Consider the following 4,626-nt stretch of genomic DNA (forward strand, 5'->3'; position numbering starts at 1 on the left):
GCAGGTCTCTTTAATTTCAACCTTGCTTAATAATGGCAGTGACGGTTTGAGCTCGTTCCAGATCCATTTCGCCAATACCTCACTGGTTGGGTTTTCCAGTCCCTTGATGTCATTAAGGTAGTAGTGGTCAAGGCGGTCATAAATCGGTTTAAACGCCGCTTTGATTTCCGCAAAGTCGACAACCCAACCAGTGTGAGGATCCACCTCACCCTCGACATACAGGCGAACTAAGAAAGAATGACCATGAAGGCGACCACATTTGTGTCCTTCTGGCACATGGGGCAAGTGATGCGCGGCTTCGAACATGAATTCTTTGTATAGTTCAGTTTTCATTTTGACTCTCGGGTTTTTAAAGAGTGGCAATACTAAGGAATTAGTATAGTCGAGACAAGCGCGAAATCCGTTGAATGACCAAGCAAGCGCTTTCCCTTCCACACCTCTTATCTGTAGCACGGCGGAAAAACGTCACAGCGTCAAGTTTTTGATTACAACAGTTACACATCACATTTACACACGACTAACATGTGTCGCATCACAGTCTCAAATAAACCTACTTTCTATAGCGGTATCTATCCAAGATCATAGTGATGTCAGTTCCAACTCATACCAAGAAACGATCATGCGTCTAACCATAACAACAAAACTCTTGATTACCCTACTCTCCGTTTTTGGCTTGGTGTTGCTTGCCTCGACAAGCTACCAATACCTTCAGCAACGTGAGTTATTAAATTCGGTACTCAGTGAGCAGCTCCATGATAAAGCCAGCAACTACTTTGATAGCCTCAATATGATGATGTTGACTGGCACTATGGCGCAAAAAGAAACCTTGCGTCAGAAGGCGTTAGCTCAAGATGGCATTGAACAAGTACGTGTGTTGCGCTCGGATCTCGTCAGCAAGCTCTACGGCCCAGGCAACGACAATCAAAGCCCCGTCGATGACATTGACCAACGAGCGCTCAGCGGCGAATTGGTGATTGAGCCCATTCAAGCAGAATGGGGCTCAGGGATTGTGGTCGCCATGCCAATGAAATCGAGTGAGAACTATCGAGGCACGAACTGCGTGGCCTGTCATATGGCACCAGAAGGCGAAGTGCTCGGAGCTATCCGCCTTGAGTACAATCTGTCACACGTTAATCAGATGGTCAGCCAGCGTACACTGATCGCCTTAGCGATCATGTCCGGCTTTGGGTTCGTCGGTTTTCTCGTCACTATGGGTATCATCCGCAAAACCATTGTTCAGCCCATCCAAAAGACCTCGCGCTTTATGCAAAGCGTCAGTGATTCCAAAAACCTTACTCAGCGCGTCGCCTCCAAGCAAGGTGATGAAATTGGTCAACTGGCCAAAGCCATCAACTCATTTATGGACACAGTGACCAGCAGCCTGAGTCAAGTGCAAGCGACTTCCCATCAGGTGGCGCACTCAGCCAATCAGTTAACGCACGTGGCGCAAATTACCGACGATGCCGCTGGCAACCAACAGCAAGAGACCGACGAAGTTCAAGCCAATATTGAGCAGATGCAAGCGCAGCAAATCGATGTCGAACAAGCGACGGTGAACGCCTCTGAACTGATCAAGCACACCACCACGATTGCCGAGCACAGTGCCACACGAGCGCACAACGCCAGTGACGAAATCAAACATCTTGTGACCGATATTGAGCAAGTCAAAGGTAATTTGGTCGATTTGAATCAGCAAACCGTCGAAGTCTCATCGATTTTAGAAGTTATCAAAGGCATCGCAGAGCAAACCAACTTATTGGCTCTGAATGCGGCCATTGAAGCGGCCCGTGCTGGCGAACAAGGACGTGGCTTTGCGGTAGTTGCGGATGAAGTCAGGCAGTTGGCCAGTCGCACCGCAGAGGCGACCGGCAGTATCGAAAAGATCATTTCGGATTTTCAAAGCGATAGCCAAACGTCGCTCGCATCCGTCGATACGGTGTGCGACACCGCCCATCAACGATCAAGTGAGGTGGAGCAGTTATCCGTCGCCATGTCCGAAGTGGTGTCAGAGATGCAGCAAGCCCTCTCCCACGCCACCAGCATTCAAAGTCAGAGCAGCAATACCTCGCACTTGACGCAAGAAGTTCAGCAGAAAGTCGACGTCATCACTCAACACGCCCGGGCAACCTCGGATTCGGCGGCACAAACACGAGACATTAGTATGAATCTTGAACAGTTATCCGAACAACTAGAGGATCTTCTTAATCAGTTTTCTCTTTCTCAACCGAAATGAGTGGATATGAACGGTTTTTCGCCAACTTATCGACATTAATGGTTGAAGCATATTAATTGAAAGGTAATATGTCCCATTGAATAGTTAGAATTCTACCCAACCCAATGTTTTGCTCACGCATTGTCCAATGACGGTTTTGCAAACATTGGGTTGAATTTTTACTCAATGGAGAATATTGAAAACATGACTTACGCGCCTGTATCAGACGTTTTGAAAGGTCAGCTAGCGGTAGACAGTGAAGTCACTGTACGAGGCTGGATCCGTTCACGTCGTGATTCCAAAGCTGGAATCTCTTTCCTTGCCATTTATGACGGCTCTTGTTTCGACCCGATTCAGGCCGTGGTCCCTAATAATCTTAATAATTACGACGACGAAGTACTTAAGCTCACCACGGGCTGCTCTGTTGAAGTAACGGGTAAGATTGTTGAGTCTCCTGCGAAAGGCCAAGACTTTGAGCTTGCCGCTACAAACGTAAAAGTGGTCGGCTGGGTCGAAGACGCAGAAACCTACCCTATGGCGAAAACTCGCCATTCTATCGAGTACTTACGTGAAGTGGCGCACCTACGTCCGCGTACCAACGTGATGGGGGCAGTGGCACGTGTACGTAACTGTCTATCTCAAGCGATTCACCGCTTCTACCACGAGCAAGGCTACTTCTGGGTATCGGCGCCACTCATCACCGCTTCTGATGCAGAAGGTGCTGGTGAGATGTTCCGTGTTTCTACGCTAGACATGGAAAACCTGCCGCGCACTGACGAAGGTAAAGTGGACTACAACGAAGACTTCTTTGGTAAAGAGACCTTCCTAACCGTATCTGGCCAGCTTAACGCGGAAGCATACGCCTGTGCACTAAGCAAGGTGTACACCTTTGGTCCGACTTTCCGCGCGGAAAACTCAAACACCAGCCGCCACCTAGCGGAGTTCTGGATGGTTGAGCCTGAAGTGGCGTTTGCCGAGCTAGACGACGTTGCTAAACTGGCGGAAGACATGCTGAAGTACGTCTTTAACGCCGTTCTTGCAGAGTGTCGTGATGACCTTGAGTTCTTCGCACAGCGCATCGACAAAGAGGCCATCACTCGTCTAGAGAAGTTTGTCTCTTCTGACTTCGCACAAGTGGACTACACAGACGCCATCCAGATCCTGCTTGATTCTGGGCGTCAATTCGAGTTCCCAGTGGAATGGGGCATCGACATGTCATCTGAGCACGAGCGCTTCCTTGCTGAAGAACACTTCAAAGCACCGGTGATCGTGAAGAACTACCCGAAAGACATCAAAGCATTCTACATGCGTGCGAACGATGACGGTAAAACCGTTGCAGCAATGGACGTACTGGCACCTGGCATCGGCGAAATCATCGGTGGTTCTCAGCGTGAAGAGCGTCTAGACATCCTAGATGCACGTATGCGCGAAGTCGGCATCGATCCTGAGCACATGAGCTGGTACCGCGACCTACGTCGTTACGGCACCGTGCCACATGCAGGCTTTGGTCTAGGCTTCGAGCGTCTCGTCTCTTACGTAACAGGTATGGGCAACGTTCGCGACGTGATCCCATTCCCACGTACGCCACGCTCAGCGAACTTCTAAATGTTCGGCCTCTCGATTTAGTGTAAAAAAAACCTCCGTCTCACACGGAGGTTTTTTTCGCTTTCTCATAAAAATTGCGCCCCGCTTTTCCCCTTCAGGGGAGGACTTAACCCAAGAAAAAGGCGCGTTGATGTTAAAAATTGACCAAATATAACTTTTCTTCATTTTTCCCTGAATTGTCGGTTGTATGGCTGTTAGGAGAAAGGTATAAATAACCAAGTTTATTAACGCCTCCCTTCGACTAACATGGATGACGATTATGTTTGAAAAAGTTGTAGCTGCTCCGGCAGATCCTATTCTTGGACTCACTGAAGAGTTTAAAAAAGATCCACGCGCTGAAAAAATTAACCTTGGCGTCGGTATCTACAAAAATGAACAAGGCGAAACCCCTGTTCTTGCCACGGTAAAAAAAGCGGAAGCTGCACTGGTCGAAACTGAAAAAACCAAGTCATACCTAACGATTGAAGGCACAGCAGAGTACGGTCTTGCCGTACAAAAGCTGCTGTTTGGCGAGCAGTCGGACATTGTCGTGAACAAACTGGCTAAAACAGCGCAAGCCCCTGGTGGTACAGGCGCGCTACGTGTAGCTGGCGAATTCATTAAGCGTCAATTGGGCGATGTGAAGATCTGGATCAGTAACCCTACTTGGGCAAACCACAACGGCGTATTTACCGCCGCAGGCATCGAAACCGCGCAATACAGCTACTACAACGCCGAAACTAAAGACAAAGATTTCGCAGCAATGCTCGCCGATCTTGAAAAAGCATCTGCGGGTGATGTTGTCCTGCTGCACGGCTGCTGCCACAACC

Annotated in this window: 4 protein-coding genes; 3 read left to right on the forward strand and 1 reads right to left on the reverse strand. The window is 48.9% G+C overall.

Annotated elements, in window-relative coordinates:
* Positions 1-333, reverse strand: a 333-nt coding sequence (gene queD, locus AC6R1O_RS17870; protein WP_500657528.1) for a 6-carboxytetrahydropterin synthase QueD, incomplete at its 3' end; no start/stop codon positions are given.
* 286 nt (positions 334-619) lie between these two features.
* Between queD and AC6R1O_RS17875 the strand changes: the two genes are divergently transcribed.
* The 3 genes from AC6R1O_RS17875 to AC6R1O_RS17885 all read left to right on the forward strand — a co-directional run.
* Positions 620-2,233 (forward strand): methyl-accepting chemotaxis protein, encoded by a 1,614-nt coding sequence (locus AC6R1O_RS17875; protein WP_500657529.1) that lies wholly within the window; start codon positions 620-622, stop codon positions 2,231-2,233.
* Between the two features lie 183 nt (positions 2,234-2,416).
* Positions 2,417-3,817, forward strand: coding sequence for an asparagine--tRNA ligase (gene asnS / locus AC6R1O_RS17880; RefSeq protein ID WP_500657530.1), 1,401 nt, complete (start codon positions 2,417-2,419; stop codon positions 3,815-3,817).
* A gap of 259 nt (positions 3,818-4,076) precedes the next feature.
* On the forward strand, positions 4,077-4,626 hold a 550-nt coding region (locus tag AC6R1O_RS17885; protein ID WP_500657531.1), incomplete at its 3' end, for an aminotransferase class I/II-fold pyridoxal phosphate-dependent enzyme.

The sequence above is a fragment of the Vibrio sp. R11-SG3-ISO3-SZ genome (assembly GCF_059834345.1).